Here is a 19573-nt window from a genome sequence, read left to right as displayed (position 1 = left end):
ACGAGGGCTGCGGCGGCGACTGCGCGTGCAGTGGCGAGTACGTGGAGGTGCCCGTCGAGGTCGCGATCCTCAACGCCGTGCAGGGCACCATCGGCACCAACCCGGCCGTCGTGTCGGCCGCCCGGGCGATGTCGCACTTCGGTGAGCACGCGCTCGGCTGGGTCGGCATCGCGGCGGCGGGCTGGCTGGTCGACAAGCCGCGCCGCCGTCAGTGGGCGGGCGTGGCCGTCGGCGCCGTCGGCGCGCACGCGGCCTCGATCGTCATCAAGCGCATCGTCCGCCGCCCGCGCCCGAACGATCCGTCGGTGCAGGTCAACGTGTCGACGCCGAGCAAGCTGAGCTTCCCGTCCTCGCACGCGACCTCCACAACGGCGGCGGCGGTGTTGCTCGGCAGGCTCACGGGGCTACCCTTGCCTGCGGTGCTCGTGCCACCGATGCTGTTGTCCCGGGTCGTGCTCGGGGTGCATTACCCTTCCGATGTGCTCGCCGGTTCCGCACTGGGGGCCGCGTCGGCCGCCGCTGTGCTCGCCGCCGAAAAGAGACGCCGCCCGTGACCGCTACCGAAAGAACTCTGGCTGAGATGAGCGAAGAACCGTCCGCCGCCGTCCTGGACGAGGCTGCTGTGAAGGGCCCGCCGAAGACCCTGGCCGGCGGGCTCGTCAAGGCCGTTCGCCCACGTCAGTGGGTCAAGAACGTGCTCGTGCTCGCCGCGCCGCTCGCCGCGGGCCCCGAAGCCGTCAGCGACCTGGGGATCCTCGCGCATGTGGCGATCGCGTTCGTCGTGTTCTGCATGGCGGCGTCGGGCATCTACCTGGTCAACGACTCGCTCGATGTCGAGGCCGACCGCGCCCACCCGACCAAGCGGTTCCGGCCGATCGCGGCGGGCGTCGTTCCTGTCAACCTGGCTTACGCGCTGGCCGCCGTGCTGCTGGTCGGTTCGATCGCCGGTTCGTTCCTCGCGTCGTGGCACCTCGCCGTGGTGATGGCCGTGTACATCGGCATCCAGCTGGCGTACTGCCTCGGGCTCAAGCACCAGGCCGTGCTCGACATCTGCATCGTCTCCTCGGGCTTCCTGCTGCGCGCCATCGCCGGTGGCGCGGCCGCGGATATCGAACTGTCGCAATGGTTCCTGCTGATCATGGCGTTCGGTTCGCTGTTCATGGCGGCGGGCAAGCGCTACGCCGAGTTGCAGATCGCGCTCGACACGGGCGCCAAGATCCGCAAGTCGCTGCAGTACTACACCCCGACCTACCTGCGCTTCGTCTGGACGCTCGCGGCCACCGCGCTCGTGGTGTTCTACGGACTGTGGGCGTTCCAGCAGGGCGAGGCCCGTGACACCCAGTGGTACGCGATCTCGATGGTGCCGTTTACCATCGCAGTCCTGCGTTACGCGGTCGACGTCGATGGTGGCGAGGCCGGTGAACCCGAAGAGATCGCGCTGGGGGACCGCATCCTGCAGTTCCTCGCTATTGCCTGGATCGGAGCGGTAGGTGTCGCTGTCTATCTCACCTGACGAGATCGTGGTAGCGGAGCGGGAAACATCTGAAGACGAACGGTTGGGCAGCGCCGAAAAGGCGCGCCCGGCCGCGCGTTTCGCAGCCGCGTCCCGGGCCACATTCGTCGGTGGGGTCGTGCTCACCGCTGCGCTGTTCGCGATCGGTGCCTGGCAGCGGCGCTGGATCGCCGACGACGGGCTCATCGTCCTTCGCACAGTGCGCAACCTGCTCGCGGGCAACGGCCCGGTCTTCAACATGGACGAGCGGGTCGAAACCAATACCAGTACCGCCTGGACCTACATCGTCTGGTTCTTCAGCTGGGTCACCCAGGCCAGGCTCGAATACGTGGTGCTCGGTGTCGCCCTCGTCGTCTCGGTGCTCGCGATGGTGTTCGCCATGCTCGGCACCGCGCGGCTGTGGGGCGGAAGCACCGGTCAGCTGCTGATCCCGGCGGGTGTGCTCGTCTACATCGCGCTGCCGCCCGCCCGTGACTACGCCACCTCCGGGCTGGAGAGCGGCCTGGTGATCTGCTGGGTCGGGCTGCTGTGGTGGCTGATGATCCGGTGGAGCCAAGCCGCCCTCGTGCGGGTTCCCGGCCTGCTCGGGCTGGTGTTCCTGGCCGGTCTCGCACCGCTTGTCCGGCCCGAGGCCACCTTGATCGGGGTGCTCGCGCTCGGCATGATCTTCCTCGCGCCGATGCCGCAGTTCCGGTTCGGGCCGGTGGCGCTGCGCGTGCTGATCGTTCTCGTCGCCGGGCTGGTCCCAGTCGCCTACCAGATCTGGCGCATGGGTTATTACGGCCTGCCCTATCCCAACACCGCCGTCGCCAAGGACGCGGGCGGTGCCAAGTGGGGCCAGGGCCTGAAGTACCTGGCCGATCTGGTCGGGCCCTACTACCTGTGGATCCCGCTGCTCGTCCTGCTGGTCGCCGGCGTGCTCGCCGCCATGGCGCACGGGTTCCGGGTGAAGCCCACCTGGTCGATCGCCGCGATTCGCGCGTGGTTCCGTTCGCCGAGCGCGGTCGTAGTGATGGTGCTGGTGAGCGGTGTGCTGCTCACTGTGTACGCGGTGCGCGTGGGCGGTGACTTCATGCACGGCCGGATGCTGCTCACCCAGCTGTTCCTGCTGCTGCTCCCGGTGGCCGTCGTCCCCATCCCGGTGCGGGCGTTCGCGGCCAGGGACTGGTCGTTCGCGGTGCTGCTCGTCGCGCTGCTCGGCACGGCGGGCTGGTCGCTGTACGCGGCGAGCACCACCGCCATCACCACCGGAACCAAGATCAGCGCCTCGGGCATCGTCGACGAGCGCGTGTACTACGTGCTCAACACCGGTCACGACCACCCGATCCGCGCCGAGGACTACCTCGACTACCCGCGCATGCGGGCCATGGTCGACGACATCGCGAACAACCCCAACGGCGGCCTGCTGCTGAACTCGCCGTCGTTCACCTTCTGGTACCTCGACCCGCCGCCGCAGCCCATCCCCGAGGGCGGCGCCGGGCACACCGTGTACTTCCTCAACCTCGGCATGACCAGCATGAACGTGCCGCTGAGCGTGCGCGTCATCGACCCCATGGGCCTGGCCTACCCGCTGGCCGCGCATTCGGACCGGCTCGTCGACGGCCGCATCGGCCACGACAAGAGCCTGTACCCCGACTGGGTTGTCGTCGATTCGGGCATGGTCGACATCCATCCGTGGATGCCGTGGTTCATGGACGAGAAGTGGGTGACCCAGGCACGCACCGCCATGTCGTGCCCCGAAACGCAGGCCCTGATGATCTCCGTGCGCGACCCGCTCACCTTCGATCGGTTCAAGCACAACCTCCGCAATGCGATGACCTTCGCGAAGTACCGCATCGACCGCGTCCCGAAGTATGAGATCCAGCGGTGTGGGTTGGTCAACCCCTACCCCGAGCCACAGCGCTGAATCGATCACATAATTACTTTTTGGTAACGCCAGGCTATCGATGTAGCGATAGGGTCAACGAGGATCTTCCGTCGGCGCACTGGTGTGCCGGATGTCAGTCGGCGGTCATTGCAACCGCGGTTCCGCGCGAACCGCACGAGGAAAGGCCCAACACAGAATGCGTGGCGGACGTCTGAGAACCAGGGGAGCCGGCTGGCTCAAGCGGTCGGTGCTGGTTTCGTTGGCGATCGTGCTGCCGCTCGGGGCGTCGGTGGCAGGTCCCACCGGCACCGCGACGGCGGCATTCGATCCCAGTGGTTTCGATTTCTGGGTCGACTCCGAAATGGGCCCGATCAAGTCGCGGATCTTCCGCGCCGCGGACGGCAACACCGGCCGCGTGGTCTACGCGCTCGACGGTATGCGTGCCCGCGACGACCTCAACGGCTGGGAAATCGACACCAACGTCGCCCGCGCGCTGACCGCGGCCAACATCAACGTCGTGATGCCCGTAGGCGGCCAGTCCAGCTTCTACGCGGACTGGAACGCGCCGAGCAACTTCTTCGGTCTCGACGCCGGTTCGGGCGGTAGCTCCACCGGTTCGGCGGCCACCGGGTCGTCGATGACCGGTTCGTCGATCGCACCGGCCCAGGTGGCGGGCAAGAAGAACACCTACAAGTGGGAAACCTTCCTGACCACCCACCTGCGTAACGCGCTGTCGAGCAGGCTCGGTTTCAACCCGAACAACAACGGCGTCTTCGGCCTGTCGATGGGTGGCTCGGCCGCCCTCACCCTGGCCGCTTACCACCCCGACCAGTTCAGCTACGCCGGTTCGTTCTCCGGCTACCTGAACATCTCCGCGCCGGGTATGCGTGAGGCGATGCGCACCGCCATGATCTCCGCGGGCGCCTTCAACATCGACGCGATGGCGCCGCCGTGGGGCCCGCAGTGGCTGCGCATGGACCCGTTCGTCTTCGCGCCGCGACTGGTGGCCAACGGCACCCGCATCTGGGTCTCGGCCGCCAGCGGTATCCCCGGTGCGGGCGATGTGTCCAACCCGATGGAGATCGTGCAGGGTGTTCCGCTGGAACTGCTCGCGATGGTCAACAGCCGGGCCTTCCAGGTCCGCATGGCCACCCTCGGCGGCGGCAACGCCACCTTCGACTTCCCGATCACCGGCGTGCACAACTGGCGCAACTGGGAGGCCGAAGTCAACCGAATGATCCCCGACCTTTCGGCCAACATCGGCTGAGTCGGCTGGTTTCACGCGAAACCGCCCGGGTGCATTCGCACCCGGGCGGTTTTGTGCTTTCGCGTCACGATCCGAGACAAAGACGGTGACGAATCATGTGCGACAGATCACCGAGAGTTGTGTTGCGGGTCACTTTCCAGCAACATGTAAGCGTTCGTGAAGCGTTTGATACTCAGTGAGCATGCGTCGAGGTTGAATCGTCCGTTTTGCCCTGGTTCGATCACATTTCGGCGCCCGATGAGGAATCCGACTGCGTAGCTCGGGGTTTGCGCTATCGGTCTGCCGAGAAAGGTCTAGTCGAATGCGAACACTGCGCCGCGAGCGTGGACCCGTGAAGACCGCAACCCGCGGATCGTGGGTGCGGCGATGGGCCGCGGGCGTATCCATGGCTCTGCTCGTCCCGCTCACCACGGCCGTCGGTGGCGCCGCCGCCCCGGCCGCCGCGGGCTTCAACCCGGCCGCGTTCGACTTCTGGGTCGATTCCGGCATGGGCCCGGTGAAGACGCGCATTCTGCGCGCGGCCAACGGCAACACCAATCGAGTGGTCTATGTCCTCGACGGTATGCGTGCCCCCGAACATCTCAACGGTTGGGAAATCGAGACCGATATCCCCAACGCGCTCGCGCGGGCCGATATCAACGTGGTGATGCCGGTCGGTGGAATGTCGAGTTTCTACGCCGACTGGAATTCTCCGAGCAGCTTCTTCGGTGTGCCCGGCACCGGTCCGGCCACCGGTTCCGGCGCGATCGACGCGTTCGCCGGCGGACCGGGTAAGAGCTACCGGTACCAGTGGGAAACCTTCCTCACCAGGGAGCTGCCCAACGCGCTCGGCGACCGCCTCGGCTTCAGCCGCACCCGCAACGGCGTGTTCGGCCTGTCGATGGGCGGTTCGGCGGCGCTCACGCTCGCCGCCTACCACCCCGACCAGTTCTCCTTCGCGGGCGCCTACTCGGGTTACCTGAACATCTCCGCGCCCGGTATGCGTGAGGCCATCCGCCTCGGCATGATCGACGCGGGCGGCTACAACGTGGACTCCATGGCCCCGCCGTGGGGCCCACAGTGGCTGCGGATGGACCCGTTCGTGTTCGCGCCCAACCTGGTCCGCAACAACACCCGCCTGTGGATAGCGGCGGGCTCAGGCTTGCCGACCAGTTCCGACGGGCCGAACATCAACACCGTCAACGGAATGGCGCTGGAAGCGCTGGCACTGGCGAACACTCGCGCCTTCGAAGTCCGCATGGCCACCCTCGGCGCGCGCAATGTCACCTACTCGTTCCCGCCCTTCGGCATCCACGCCTGGAACACTTGGAACGATGAGGCCCTGCGCATGATCCCGGACCTGTCGAACAATATCGGCTGACAAAACATGAACCGGCGCCGAACTTTTCGGCGCCGGTTTCGTGTGTCCGGACAACAGCGGGTTTTCGGCCGCCTCGCGCCCGAAGGGCGAGACGTAACGCCGCAGGCGCAGTATCGCCCTTCGGGTGCGAGGCCCTCAGGGCCGAAAACCCCAGCGGCGCCAGCCGCCAATATCCCTGCCCTTGCAGTTAATTCGCCGGTCGAATATCCTCCAGCGAGCGTAAGTGTGACCAGATCGTTGTTTCATCTCTTCTGACGACCGGAGTGTCGGGATCCGGTTGTCGGCACCGACGTGTCTGGCATGCCATAACAGCAGAAAGAGAGCGGAATTCACATGCGTTTCGGCAAGGCCGTCGCGCCGAAGGGTGACCAGCCGGGTACCTCCCGGGGCACAGCACCTCGTGGTTGGCGTAATCGAATTCTAGCTGTCGGCGCAGCAGCCCTCGTGCTGCCGATCGCCGCGGGTGCGGCGGCCCCGACTGCGTTCGCCGCGCCGGTTCCGGGTGTCGCACTGCGTGCGCCCGCGGGTGGCTACGAAGAACTGATGGTCCCGTCGAAGATGGGTCCGGTGAAGGTCCAGGTCCAGTGGGCCCGCAACGGCGGCAACGCCGCGCTGTACCTGCTCGACGGTCTGCGCGCCCGCGACGACCGCAACGCCTGGTCCTTCGAGACCAACGCGATGCAGCAGTTCGCCAACGACAACGTCACCCTGGTGATGCCGGTCGGTGGCCAGTCCAGCTGGTACGCCGACTGGACCGCCGCGTCCAACACCAACGGTCAGAAGACCACCTACAAGTGGGAAACCTTCCTCACCGAAGAGCTGCCCGCCTTCCTCGAGGGCTACGGCGTTTCCCGCCACAACAACGCGGTGCTCGGCCTGTCGATGTCGGGTCCGGCCGCGCTGCGCCTGGCCGCCCTGCACCGCGACCAGTTCAAGCACGCTTCCTCGCTGTCGGGCCCGCTGAACTGGGGTGCCCCCGGCATGCGTGAGGCCATCCGCGTGATGATGCTCGACGCGGGCCGCTTCAACGTCGACTCCATGGCCGCTCCGTGGAGCCCGGCGTGGCTGCGGATGGACCCGATGGTGTTCGCGCCGGAGCTGCGTGGTCTGCCGATGTTCATCTCCTCGGCCAACGGCCTGCCCGGTCAGCACGATCGTCCGGCCGGTCTGGGCGGGGTGTACAACACCGCCAACGCGATGGGCATCGAGGCCATCTCGTTCGTGAGCACCCTGGCGTTCCAGCGCCGTCTGACCAGCCTCGGCATCCCGGCCACCTTCGACTTCCCGGCCACCGGTACCCACTCGTGGAAGTACTGGGAAGACCAGCTGTGGAAGGCGCGCCCGCAGATCCTCGGCGCGCTCGGTGCCTGAGTAGTTTCCGCGCAGCAACGCTGAGAAGACCGGCTCACCCGCAGGGTGGGCCGGTCTTTTTGCTGTGCGGGCGCTTCGCGTGTCTTCCCCGGTTATCGGCCGGTACTGCGGTACAACGTGACGGAGGCTGTGTCCCAGGGTGGGGATAGGAGGTCGCGCGTGTTGCAGAAACATCGTCTCCGGGCGCCGATTCGGCGGATCCTCGGAATCGCGGCCATGACCGCCGCCCTGCTGTGCCCCACACTCACCGTTCCCACGCCCGCGCAGGCCGCGGTGGCGTCGGTGCAACGGGTGGAGTGGCTGACGGACCGACGGGTGGCCCTGACGGTCTTCTCGCCCGCCATGAACACCCCCATCCAGGTGCAGATGCTGCTGGCCCGCGACTGGCACGCCCGCCCCGACGCCGCGTTCCCGATGATGCTGATGCTCGACGGCCTGCGCGCCCAGGACGACGAGAACGGCTGGACCAAAGACGCCGACGCCGAGGGCTTCTACGCCGACAAGAACGTGAACGTGGTGCTGCCGGTGGGCGGTCAGTCCAGCTTCTACTCCGATTGGCTCGAACCCAACAACGGCCATGTGTACAAGTGGGAGACCTTCCTCACCAAGGAACTTCCGCCGGTGCTCGAACGCGATTGGCGTACGACGGATGTGCGTGGCGTCCAGGGGCTTTCGATGGGCGGCACGGCCGCGATGAACCTGGCGGGCCGCAATCCCGGCCTGATGAAATACGTGGCCTCGTACTCGGGCCTGCTCACCACGACGACGCTCGGCATGCCACAGGCGATCGAATTCGCGGTGCGCGACGCGGGCGGGTTCGAGTCCTCGGCCATGTGGGGTCCACCCGGCAGCCCGGAGTGGGCGGCCCACGATCCCTACCTGCTCGCCGAGAAGCTCAAAGGCGTGAGCATGTACGTCTCGAGTGGCAGCGGGCTGGCGGGCAGCCACGATCAGGCGGGGGAGATCCCGCTGCTGAGCGAGAACTGGGCGGGCACCGGGCTGGAGATCCTCTCGCGCCTGTCGACGCAGAATTTCGTGACCAAGCTGGAGAAGCTGGCGATCCCGGTGCAGGCGAATTACCGTCCGGCGGGCACACATTCGTGGCCGTACTGGGATTTCGAGATGCGTCAGTCGTGGCCGCAAGCCGCGGCCGCGCTCGGCACGGAGCCCGGCGGGGCGCAGTGCGCGGCGGGCGGGGCGATCGGTTCGGTTGTGCAGGTGGCGAATTGGCTCGGCGGGTGCGTCACGGGGGAGTACGCGGCAGGCGCCGGGGTGGTGCAGGACTTCATGAACGGCCGGGTGTTCCATTCGGCCGCGACCGGCACCCATGCCGTCGGCGGCCGGATCGGCGGCACGTATGCCGGAATCGGCGGTGCCGCTTCGCCGTTGGGGCTGCCGACCGGCGACGAGCACGGCCTGCCCGACGGGCGCGGCCGCATGCAGACCTTCGAGGGCGGCTCGATCTACTGGACGCCGCAGACCGGCGCGCAGGTGGTGCGCGGCGCCTTCCTCGAGGAATGGGGCAGGCAGGGCTTCGAGGGCGGGCCCGCGGGCTACCCGTTGGCCGCCGAGGCGCGCACGCCCAGCCGTGACGGCGCGGTGCAGGCCTTCGAGCACGGCACCATGTTCCACAGCGCCGCCACCGGCGCGCACCGCGTGGAGGGCTTCATCCTCGACAAGTACGCCCAACTCGGATTCGAGAACAGCCCGCTGGGGTTCCCGGTGTCGGGTGAGCTGCCGCTGAAGGACTTCGGCCGGGCCACCCGGTTCGAGGGCGGCACCATCTACTGGAGCCCGCTCTCGGGTGCCTTCGCCGTGCGACCGGGCCCGCTGGCCGACGCCTGGGCCGCACAGGGCTTCGAGAACGGCCGTCTGGGGTACCCGGTGAGCGACGAGTTCACCGTTCCGGGTGGTGTGCAGCAGAACTTTCAGACCGGGTTCATCGTGGTGCGTGACGGCAGATCAGAAGTGCATGGTGTGTGAGCTCGGGCTGAGAACTCGCTGAGGTTCGTGCCGGGGCGCCCGGACCACCCGTGTGTCCGGCTAGCCTTGGCAGCGACCGCTCCCCTGACTAACGATCGAGGAAAGACATCTTCATGCATCGGATCCCTGGCAAGGTAGCCGGATCGGTCGCGGCCCTCGCGGCCGTCGCCCTGCTGTCCGCCTGCGGCGACAACGACTCGACCGCCTCGCAGACACCGACCCTGTCGTCGAGTGCGAGCGCCGCCGCGTCGGCGACCACGCAGGCTCCCGCCACCTCGGCGGCCGAGGACACCACCTCGGCGGCGCCGGAGTCCGAGACCTCGGCGCCCGAGCAGCCGCAGATCGCGCCGACCGTCGAGCAGACCCCGGCCGCGGGCAAGGACAAGGCGTTCCTCGACGAGCTGGCGAAGAACGGCATCCACCCGGCCGACCAGACCAGCGCGATCACCGCGGCCACCTACATCTGCTCGGCGAAGAGCACCGGCGCCAGTGACGCCGACATCGCCACCTTCGTCGCCGCGATGGCGGGCACCGATGCCGCGTTCGACCCGGCCAAGATGGACGTCAACAAGGCCGCCGAGATCTACATCGCGGCCGCGAACTCCACCTACTGCTGATGAATCCCCGACCGACGCGACGTACCCGCAGGTTCTGGCCTGCGGGGTGTCTGACGGTACTCGCGCTGCTCATCCTGGCGATCATCGTCATCGTGCTGCTGTGGTACCTGCTCGCGGGCCGGTTGCGTGAGCCGGGGCCGACGCCGCCCGGGCCCCCGCCACCGACGTCGCAGTCGGCGGACTGTCCCGATGTGATGTTGCTGTCGATTCCCGGTACCTGGGAGTCGGCAAGCAACGACGACCCGTACAACCCCACGGCCAATCCGATCTCGCTGATGCTCAGCATCACCAATCCGCTGCGCGCCCAGTTCCCGGACAACCGGCTCGAGGTGTACACCGTGCCCTACGTGGCACAGTTCTCCAACCCGATCGCCATCCCGCCCGACGGTCAGGCCTCCTACAACAACAGCCGCACCGAGGGCACCGCGCGGGCCACCGACATCCTGGCCCAGCGTCACCAGCAGTGCCCGCTCACCACCTATGTCATCGCCGGGTTCTCCCAGGGCGCGGTGATCGCTGGTGACGTGGCCGCCCAGATCGGCGCGGGCAATGGCCCGATTCCCGCCGACCGGGTACTCGGCGTCACCGTGATCGCCGACGGCCGCCGCACCGCGAACACCGGCCCCGGCCAGCCGACCGAGATCGGCGACCCGCCACCCGCGGGTGAGGGTGCCGAAGTCGCGTTGCGTGGGGTGAACGTGCCGGGCATCACGATGACCGGCCCGCGTGAGGGGGGTTTCGGTGAGCTGGCACCGAAGGTGTTCTCCATCTGCGCACCCGGCGACATGATCTGCGACGCGCCGCGCGAAGCTCTCAATCCGGTGAACGCGCTCGGCAGTCTCGCGGCGCTGATCAGGTCGGCGGGCAATCCGGTACACGCCCTCTACGCCACGAATACCGTCGACGGGCAGGGCACCACCGCCACCCAGTGGACGGTGAACTGGGCGAGCGAGCTCATCCAGAACGCCCCCCATCCACCGCATTCCTGAGTTTCGCAAGACGAGGTTGTCACAGTCACAGGGCCGCCATGTTTGGCGTGGTTCATGCCTCGCTGTGACATCCGCAGTACTGTTCGCTCGCACGCTGTAAAGTGCGCTGGTGATTGCGCCCGAACACACCGGAGAGCCAGGAGCGAAGAGTTCATGACCGAAGCTGGGGCACCCGTCGGTGAGTTGACCGCGCTGGGTACGCCGCTGCGTCCGTTCCGTTTCGCCGCGGCGGGCGAGGGCAACAAGCAGGAGGGTGGCGCGCGCAAGTTCGTCCAGACGGCACAGGAAGCCGAGGAGATGGGTTACGACACGTTCGTCGTGCCCGATCACCTGGGTGACCAGATCGGCCCGATCGCCGCGCTGGGCGCACTCACGCAGGCCACGAGCAAGATCCGGCTCGGCACCTCGGTGCTGGCCAACGGATTCCGCCATCCCGTCGTGCTCGCCAAGGACCTGGCGACCATCGACGTGCTGTCCAAGGGCAGGCTGGAAGTCGGCGTCGGCGCGGGCTGGATCAAGGAAGAGTTCGAGAACGCGGGCATTCCGTACGAGCGTCCCGGCGTGCGCCTGGAGAAGCTCGACGAGTCGCTGACGATCCTCGACACGCTGCTGCGCGGCCAGGAATGCAACTTCGAGGGCAAGCACTACCAGGTGCGCGGCATCAAGGGCACGCCGCGCCCGAGGCAGGGCCCGCGTCCGCCGCTGTGTACCGGTGGTGGCGGACCGAAGATGCTCGCCCTGGCGGCCAAGCACGCCGACATCGTCTCGGTGGTGCCGCAGACGACCAAGAACGGCAAGGGCCTGCTCTCGGGCATCACGCTCGAGAAGACGATCGAGAAGGTCAACATCGTCAAGGCCGCTGCCGGTGACCGGTTCGCCGACATCGAACTGAACTGGGCCATCACCGCCATCGTCATCACCGACGACCGGGAGAAGACCGCCGAGATGGCGCTACGCGCGATCGATCGCGGCCTGCACCCGGACCTCGAGGTCGACGTGGAACTGTCGGTGGAAGATATTCTGAACTCGCCCTACGTCGCGATCGGCACGTTCGAGGAAATCGCCGAACAGATCAAGCGTGTGCGCGAACTCACGTCGATGTCGTATGTCGGCATCTTCCCCACCCAGATGGACGCGTTCGCGCCTGTCATTCCGCTGCTGCGGGAGGACTGAGCGGGGGTTCTCTGTAACATGACTCTGGTTTGAGAACATCTAGCCGATAGCGGTCTACCGCGCAGACCGCTCGAAAATCCGCAGGTTGTCAGGATGCATGCTCCGGCGTGCTCCGGGGGCCGGTGGCGATAGCGAGTCGTGGCCGCACCGGCGTCAACGTCGAAATGCGTTGGACGAATTCACCGGTGACTCGGCCTCGGAGGAGAAGAAGGAATGGAAGAGACTTTCGACGACTACCTGGACGAGACCGGGAACATCGTTATTCCCGAGGGTCGGACCCTGGTCGATCACGTCGAGAAGCACACCCGTAACGATGCGAACACGCTCGCGTACCGCTACATCGACTATTCGCGGGAACGCGACGGCGAGGTGCACGAGCTGACCTGGCAGGAGTTCGGAGTTCGGCTGCGCGCGGTGGCCGCTCGCCTGCAACAGGTGACCAACCCGGGCGACCGGGTCGCGATCCTCGCGCCGCAGGGCCTGGACTACGTGATCTCCTTCTTCGCCGCGATCTACGCGGGCACCATCTCGGTGCCGCTGTTCGATCCCGACGAGCCCGGCCACACCGACCGGCTGCACGCCGTGCTCGGCGACTGCGAGCCGTCGGCGATCCTCACCGCTACCTCCTCGGCGGCAGGCGTGCGCCAGTTCTTCCGTTCGCTGCCCGCCGCTCAGCGCCCGCGCATCATCGCCGTCGACGCGATCCCCGACACCCTCGGTGACTCCTGGGTCCGCCCGGACACCGCGATCGACGACATCGCCTACCTGCAGTACACCTCGGGTTCCACCCGCACCCCCGCCGGTGTGGAGATCACGCACCGCGCGGTCGGGACGAACCTGCTGCAGATGATCAAGTCGCTGAACATGAACGAGAACTCGCGCGGCGTCACCTGGCTGCCGCTGTTCCACGACATGGGCCTGCTGACCGTGATCCTGCCCGCCGTCGGCGGCAAGTTCATCACCATCATGTCGCCGAGCGCGTTCGTGCGCCGCCCGTCGCGCTGGATCAACGAGCTGGCCGCGGTCTCCGACGGTGCCGGTACGTTCGCGGCCGCGCCGAACTTCGCGTTCGAGCACGCCGCCGCGCGTGGTGTGCCGAAGGCCGGCGAGTCGCTCGACCTGTCGAACGTGATCGGCCTGATCAACGGCTCCGAGCCGGTGACGGTGTCCTCGATGAAGAAGTTCAACGAGGCGTTCGCGCCCTTCGGTCTGCCCAAGACCGCCATCAAGCCCTGCTACGGCATGGCGGAGGCGACGCTGTTCGTCTCGGCGACCAAGTCCGAGGACGAGGCCAAGTACATCTACGTCGACCGCGACGAGCTGAACGCGGGCCGGATGGTTCGGGTCGAGCCGACCGCGCCGAACGCCATCGCGCAGGTCTCCTGCGGTTACGTCGGGTTGTCGCAGTGGGCCGCGATCATCGACCCCGAGTCGATCGACGATCCCAAGGGCGGCCGTGAGCTGCCCGACGGCCGGGTCGGCGAGATCTGGCTGCACGGCAAGAACATGGGCATCGGCTACTGGGGTCGCCCCGACGAGTCGGCCAAGACGTTCCGCAACAAGATCGCCCAGGCGCAGCCGGGTGGGCACACCGAGGGCACCGAGCCCGGCGCCGACTGGATGCGCACCGGCGACTACGGCGTGTACTTCGAGGGCGAGCTGTACATCACCGGTCGCGTGAAGGACCTGGTGATCGTCGACGGCCGCAACCACTACCCGCAGGACCTCGAGTACTCCGCCCAGGAGGCCTCGACGGCACTGCGTCCCGGTTTCGTCGCCGCCTTCGCGGTGCCCGCCAACCAGCTGCCCGCCGAGGTGTTCGCCGCCGACAGCCACTCGGGCCTGAAGTTCGACGCCGACGACGCCTCCGAGCAGCTGGTGATCGTGGCCGAACGCGGTCCCGGCGCCGGTAAGGCCGACCCGGGCCCGATCGCCGACGCGGTGCGTGCGGCGATCTCGCAGCGCCACGGCGTCACCGCGCGCGACGTGCTGCTGGTGCCGGCGGGTTCCATTCCGCGTACGTCCAGCGGCAAGATCGCCCGGCGCGCCTGCAAGGCCGCTTACCTCGAGGGAACGCTGCGCGGTGGTTACACCCAGCAGGCTTTCCCCGATGCACCGGAAGAGTAATTCGGCGCGACACGACCGACGACGCCCGGTGCACGCGTGCCGGGCGTCGGTTCCACGGCGCGCCCTGTACGCAGACAGGTAGCTTGAGGATTGATGGCTGACAACGATGGCTCCCACGACGACGGCGGTGCGATGACGAACTCCCCCGATGACAACGAGGGCACTCCCCGCACTCCGGATGTCGGCGCGACGAGCGAGCTCTCGGTCGCCGAACTGCGCGAGTGGCTGCGTAGCTGGGTGGCCGAGGCGACCGGTCAGTCGATCGACGCGATCACTGTCGACCGGCCGATGGAGGAGTTCGGGCTGGCCTCGCGCGACGCGCTGGCCCTCGGCGGCGACATCGAGGACCGCACCGGCGTTTCGCTGGCGCCCACGGTGATCTACCAGCACCCGACCATCGCGTCGCTGGCCGAGATCATCGTCAACGGTGAGCCGGAGGAGGTCGAGGAGTCGGCCGACGAGTACACCGCGAGCTTCGCCCCCGGTGAGGCGCACGACATCGCCGTGGTCGGCCTGTCGACGCGGCTGCCGGGTGCGGGCGACACCCCCGAGTCGACCTGGGAGTTCATCATGGGTCGCGGCGACGCGATCCGTGAGCTGCCCGAGGGCCGCTGGGACGAGTTCCGCGCCGATCCGTCGGTCGCGGCGGCCATCGAGGCGGGCAACACCCTGGGCGGCTATCTGGACCAGGACGTGGTGAAGGGCTTCGACGCGGAGTTCTTCGCGATGTCGCCGGTCGAGGTGGAGCGGGTCGACCCGCAGCAGCGGCTGATGATGGAGCTCACCTGGGAGGCGCTCGAGCACGCGCGTATTCCGGCCAGTGACCTCAAGGGCGGCAAGGTCGGCGTGTTCGTCGGCTCCTCGACCAGCGATTTCCAGCTGCTCGCCTCGCTGGGTCTGGGCGACCGTGATCCGGATCTGCCGGTGTCGGCCGAGGGGTATGCCCTGCTCGGCGCGTCGACCGGTGTGATCGCGAACCGTGTCTCGTACTTCTTCGATTTCCGTGGCCCGTCGATCACCGTCGACACCGCGTGCTCCTCGACCATCGTCGCCGTGCACCAGGCGGTGCGCGCGCTGCGTGACGGCGAGGCCGACGTGGCGCTCGCCGGCGGCGTGAACATGATCCTCGCCCCGGTGATCACGCTCGGTTTCGACCAGAACGGCGCGGTCGCCAAGGACGGGCACATCAAGGCGTTCTCCGCCGACGCCGACGGCATGGTCCGTTCCGAGGGCGCGGGCCTTGTCGTGCTCAAGCGCCTCGTCGACGCCGAACGCGACGGCGACAACATCCTCGGCGTGATCAAGGGTTCCGCCGTGAACTCCGACGGCCGCTCCAACGGCCTGTTCGCCCCCAACCCCGACGCCCAGGTCGACGTGCTGCGCGCGGCCTACCGCGACGCGCGCATCGCGCCCTCCTCGGTGGACTACATCGAGGCGCACGGCACCGGCACCCCCATCGGTGACCCGATCGAGGCCGACGCGCTGGCCCGCGTCATCGGCCGTGGCCGCGAGGCCGACAAGCCCGCCTTGCTCGGTTCGGTGAAGACCAACTTCGGCCACCTCGAATCCGGTGCGGGCGTACCCGCCCTGGCCAAGGTGCTGATGTCGTTCCAGCACAACGTGATTCCGCCGAACATCAACTACGCGGGCCCGAGCCCGTACATCCCGTTCGAGCAGGCCAACCTCAAGGTCGTCGACGAGCCGACCGAGTTCCCCCGCTACAGCGGCGTGGCGACCGTCGGTATCTCCGGTTTCGGTTTCGGTGGCACCAACGCGCACGTGGTGCTGCAGGAGTATGTGCCCTCGCAGCCGGTCGTCGAGGACGTGACGTCCGAGCAGGTCGCCGAGCAGCGCGAGGGCGCCGAGTCCACCGATGTGGTGGCCGAGGCCGTCGCGATCACCGAGGCCGCCGTCGAACCCGCCCCGCTCGAGTGGGACGGTGACCGCGCCGAGCCGCTGCCGGTGATCCTCGCCGTCTCGGCCTACCTGCCGTCGCGCCGCAAGCGCGCCGCCGCCCGGCTCGCCGACTGGCTCGAGGGCGCGGGCAAGGATGTGCCGCTGGCCGACGTGGCCCGGTCGCTGGCCAAGCGCAGCCACCAGCGTTCGCGCGGTGTGGTCGTCGCCAAGACGCACGAAGAGGCCGTGGCCGGTCTGCGCGCGATCGCCGAGGGCAAGCCGGGCGCCGGTGTGTTCACCGCCGACTCGCCCGCGTCCAACGGTCCGGTGTGGGTGATGGCCGGTTTCGGCTCCCAGCACCGCAAGATGGCCAAGCAGCTCTACACCGAGAACTCGAACTTCCGCAAGAAGGTCGACGAGGTCGACGAGCTGGTGCAGGACGAAGCCGGTTACTCGATCCGCGAGATGTTCCTCGACGACGAGCAGGACTACGACGTCGGCACCTGCCAGGTCGGTATCTTCACCATCCAGCTCGGCCTCGCCGCCGTGCTGCGCGCACACGGCGCGGAACCCGCCGCGGTGGTGGGGCATTCGATGGGTGAGGTCGCGGGCGCCTACATCGCGGGCGGTCTGTCGATCGAGGACGCGGTGCGCGTGATCTGCGCCCGCTCGCGCCTGATGGGCGAGGGCGAGCAGATGATCACCGAGGACGACGTGCGCAATATGGCACTGGTCGAACTCAGCGCCCACGACGTGGCGCAGCTGCTGCCGCGCTTCCCCGACGTGGAGTGCGCGGTGTACGCGGCGCCGACGAACACCGTCATCGGTGGTCCGCGCGATCAGGTGGAGCAGATCGTCGCCGAGGTGGAGGGCATGGGCAAGTTCGCCCGCATCCTGCCGACCCGCGGCGCGGGCCACACCTCCCAGATGGATCCGTTGCTCGGCGAACTCGCCGCCGAACTCGCGGGCATCGAGCCCACGTCGCTGAAGGTCGGCCTGTACTCGACCGTGCACGAAGGCCTGTACTTCAAGCCCGGCACCGACCCGATCCACGACGAGCCGTACTGGGTGAAGAACATGCGCCACAGCGTGTACTTCACCAACGCGATCAAGGCCGCCGTCGACACCGGACACACCACGTTCCTCGAGCTGGCGCCGAATTCCGTTGCGCTGATGCAGGTTCTGGGCACCACCTTCGCGGCCGGTGTGCACGACGCGCAGCTCATCCCGACCTTGAAGCGCAAGGAGGACGAGTCGGCCGGTGTCATCGGCGCGCTCGCTCAGCTCTACGTGCACGGTCACGCGGTGAACCTGAGTTCGCTGCTGCCCGAAGGTGATTACGCCGATATCCCGCGTACCGCGTTCGTGCGCAAGGAGTACTGGCCGAAGGTCACGATGTCCTCGGGTTCGGGCAACACCCGCGTGCCCGGCGCGCACGTCGCGATGCCCGACGGCCGGCACGCCTGGGAGGTCCAGGCGGCCTCCGTCAACGACCTCGCCGCCCTGGTGAAGGCCGCTGCCGCGCAGGTGCTTTCCGATGTCGCCGTCACAGTGACGCGCCCGCACGCCGAGCTGCCGACCACCGGCACCCTCACCACCACGCTGACCCCCCACCTGGGTGGGGCGTCGGTGCAGGTGCACGCGAAGACGCCGGTCGGGTTCACCCTGCTGTTCGACGCGGTCGTCACCTCCGGTGCCGTCCTGCCCGAACCGGCCGCGCCCGTCGCGGTTCCGGTGGCCGAGCCCTCGGCCGCCGAGATCGCCGTCGCCACCAGCGACCGCTGGGACCCCAACGGCAGCGAGACCGTCGAGCAGCGACTGTGCGTGATCGTCGCCGAGTCCATGGGCTACGCCGTCGAGGACCTCCCCATGGAGATCCCCCTGATGGAACTCGGCCTCGACTCGCTGATGGCCATGCGCATCAAGAACCGCGTGGAATACGAATTCGACATCCCGCAGCTGCAGGTGTCGGCCGTGCGCGACGCCAGCCTGCACGAGGTGGCCAAGGTGCTGCGCTACGCGATCGAGCACCGCGACGAGGTCGCGGCGATGGCGGAGAAGCAGGCCGCGGCGCGGGCCGCGGGCGAGGATGTGGAGCTCGGGGTCGACGCGAACTTCGTCGAGGCGGCGCGGGCCGCTATCGCGGCGGGGGATGATCCGTTGGCCGCGGCCAAGGCTGCCGGGGCTGAGCTTCCGTCGGAAAGCGCTGCGGGAGAGTCGGTTTCCGATGCTCCTGCCACCGATGCGGCTGTGGCCGAGCCGGTTTCGGAAGAGCCGGCCGTTGCCGATATCGACTACTTCGCCGACGCGAGTGTGGATGAGGACAACGTTCCGCCACGTGACGCGGCCGAGCGCCTCGCGTACGCCACGTGGGCCGTGGTCACCGGCACGTCGCCCGGCGGTGTCTACAACACCCTGCCGATTCTCGAAGAGGACGTCGCCGAGAAGATGGCGGCCCGGCTCTCGGAGCGGGTCAAGGCCGAGGTGACGGTCGACGATGTGCTCGATTGCGAAACCATCGAGCAGCTCGCCGAGATCGTGCGCAATCTGCAGGACAGCAGCACCGAAGTGGATGGCTTCGTGCGTCCGCTGCGTCCGCGCGTCGACGGTTCGGATGCTGTGCCGGTCTTCGTGTTCCATCCGTCAGGTGGCAACACGCTGGTCTACGAGCCGCTGCTGAAGCGCCTGCCCGCAGATACGCCGATGTACGGCTTCGAGCGTGTCGAAGGCGACATCGAGGAGCGTGCGCGTCAGTACCTGCCCGAATTGCGCAAGATCCAGGGCAACGGCCCGTACGTGCTGTACGGCTGGTCGCTCGGTGCGGTGCTGTCGCTGCAGGTCGCTCAGCTGCTGCGTGAAGAGGGCGCCGATGTGCGTGTTGTCGGTCTGATCGACCTGGCGTTGCCGGTGCAGGACGAAGACAACAGCTCCGAAGAGCGGATGCGCCGCATCAAGCGTTACCAGCAGTTCGCGAAGTCGACCTACGGCGTCGACGGTGAACTGCCCGACGAGGAGCTGCAGCAACTGGCAGCGGCCAGCGATGAGGAGCAGTACGACATCGTGGCCAGCCTGGTGAAACTCACCGGCGCGAAGATTCCCGGTGGCGTGCTCGAGCATCAGCGCACCTCGTGGATCGAGAGCCGTCACCTTGCCAAGGCGCAGCCTTCGCGGTACGACGGCGACGCTGTGCTGTACCTGGCCGACCGATACCACGACGGCATGATTCAGCTCGAGCCGCGTTTTGCCGACCGCCGCCCCAACGGCGGCTGGGACGAATACATTCCCAACCTGGAGATCGTCCACATTCCGGGCGACCACCTGCAGATCGTCGACGAACCGCGGATCGGCCAGATCGGTGCCGACCTCGCCGCCAAGCTGGCCGCGATTTCCGCAAAGGGAGATTGAGTTAG

Annotated in this window: 12 protein-coding genes; all 12 read left to right on the top strand. The window is 67.8% G+C overall.

Annotated elements, in window-relative coordinates:
• Window positions 1–41: 41 nt before the first annotated feature.
• The 12 genes from AB0I35_RS00465 (at window position 42) to pks13 (ending at window position 19568) form a co-directional block, all read left to right on the top strand.
• Entirely contained in the window at window positions 42–554 is a 513-nt protein-coding gene (locus AB0I35_RS00465) for a phosphatase PAP2 family protein (protein WP_067494988.1), read from the top strand.
• A gap of 26 nt (window positions 555–580) precedes the next feature.
• On the top strand, window positions 581–1513 hold the full coding sequence (locus tag AB0I35_RS00460; protein WP_067494894.1) for a decaprenyl-phosphate phosphoribosyltransferase: 933 nt from the start codon (window positions 581–583) through the stop codon (window positions 1511–1513).
• A 43-nt stretch (window positions 1514–1556) separates the two neighbouring features.
• On the top strand, window positions 1557–3419 hold the full coding sequence (gene zomB, locus AB0I35_RS00455; RefSeq protein ID WP_357394118.1) for a flagellar motor control protein ZomB: 1863 nt from the start codon (window positions 1557–1559) through the stop codon (window positions 3417–3419).
• Window positions 3420–3576: 157 nt separating this feature from the next.
• Window positions 3577–4647 carry an alpha/beta hydrolase family protein gene (locus AB0I35_RS00450; RefSeq protein WP_067494891.1) on the top strand — a complete coding sequence of 357 codons (1071 nt, stop codon included), beginning with the start codon at window positions 3577–3579 and terminating at the stop codon, window positions 4645–4647.
• A 301-nt stretch (window positions 4648–4948) separates the two neighbouring features.
• Complete coding sequence (locus AB0I35_RS00445) at window positions 4949–6007, top strand: alpha/beta hydrolase family protein (RefSeq protein WP_357393034.1); 1059 nt, start codon at window positions 4949–4951, stop codon at window positions 6005–6007.
• 333 nt (window positions 6008–6340) lie between these two features.
• Window positions 6341–7378, top strand: coding sequence for an alpha/beta hydrolase family protein (locus AB0I35_RS00440; RefSeq protein WP_357393032.1), 1038 nt, complete (start codon window positions 6341–6343; stop codon window positions 7376–7378).
• A gap of 216 nt (window positions 7379–7594) precedes the next feature.
• A complete protein-coding gene (locus AB0I35_RS00435; RefSeq protein ID WP_357394116.1) occupies window positions 7595–9361 on the top strand; it encodes an alpha/beta hydrolase-fold protein in 1767 nt (588 codons plus the stop codon).
• Window positions 9362–9474: 113 nt separating this feature from the next.
• Window positions 9475–9978: a DUF732 domain-containing protein gene (locus tag AB0I35_RS00430; protein WP_357393030.1), complete on the top strand. Its 504-nt coding sequence runs from the start codon at window positions 9475–9477 to the stop codon at window positions 9976–9978.
• Entirely contained in the window at window positions 9978–10967 is a 990-nt protein-coding gene (locus tag AB0I35_RS00425; protein WP_357393028.1) for a cutinase family protein, read from the top strand. Before AB0I35_RS00430 ends, AB0I35_RS00425 begins: the two co-directional genes overlap by 1 nt.
• A 153-nt stretch (window positions 10968–11120) precedes the next feature.
• Window positions 11121–12140, top strand: coding sequence for an LLM class F420-dependent oxidoreductase (locus AB0I35_RS00420; RefSeq protein WP_067494879.1), 1020 nt, complete (start codon window positions 11121–11123; stop codon window positions 12138–12140).
• Window positions 12141–12353: 213 nt separating this feature from the next.
• On the top strand, window positions 12354–14267 hold the full coding sequence (gene fadD32, locus AB0I35_RS00415; protein WP_357393026.1) for a long-chain-fatty-acid--AMP ligase FadD32: 1914 nt from the start codon (window positions 12354–12356) through the stop codon (window positions 14265–14267).
• A gap of 132 nt (window positions 14268–14399) precedes the next feature.
• Complete coding sequence (gene pks13, locus AB0I35_RS00410) at window positions 14400–19568, top strand: polyketide synthase Pks13 (protein ID WP_357394114.1); 5169 nt, start codon at window positions 14400–14402, stop codon at window positions 19566–19568.
• Window positions 19569–19573 lie beyond the last annotated feature (5 nt).

The organism is Nocardia sp. NPDC050378, assembly GCF_040655675.1.
Taxonomy (GTDB): domain Bacteria; phylum Actinomycetota; class Actinomycetes; order Mycobacteriales; family Mycobacteriaceae; genus Nocardia; species Nocardia coubleae.
Note: the sequence above shows the minus strand (reverse complement) of the source record. Positions and strands in the feature narration are given on the sequence as shown.